The sequence below is a fragment of the Bradyrhizobium sp. Crot121 genome (assembly GCF_059512385.1).
Map to the genome: position 1 here is coordinate 1 of NZ_JCAMOR010000529.1, position 324 is coordinate 324.

A 324-nucleotide genomic window follows, 5' to 3' on the forward strand; every position below is an offset into this window, starting at 1 on the left:
TGGCTTGCCAAATGGGGCGGCAAATACCCCAAGCTCACCGGCTGGGTGGAGGACAACATCGAGGAGACGCTCGCCTACTTCCGTCTGCCGCTGGTGCACCGCAAGCACATGAAGTCGACCAACATGCTGGAGCGCCTCAACGAGGAGATCCGGCGGCGCACCTACGCGGTGCGAATCTTCCCCAATGCCGAGAGCTGCCTAAGGCTGGTGCGGGCGCTGACCGTCGAGCGCCACGAGGCCTGGCTCGAGGACCATCGCTATCTGAACATGGATCTCTTGAAGGAGCACAAGAAGGAGACACTACGCCGGGCGGCCTGACGATGC

The 324-nt window shown here is 62.7% G+C and carries 1 protein-coding gene; it reads left to right on the forward strand.

The window, feature by feature from the left end:
• Positions 1–318, forward strand: a 318-nt coding sequence (locus AC5ZGW_RS47800) for a transposase (RefSeq protein ID WP_496114359.1), incomplete at its 5' end; no start/stop codon positions are given.
• Between the last annotated feature and the right edge of the window lie 6 nt (positions 319–324).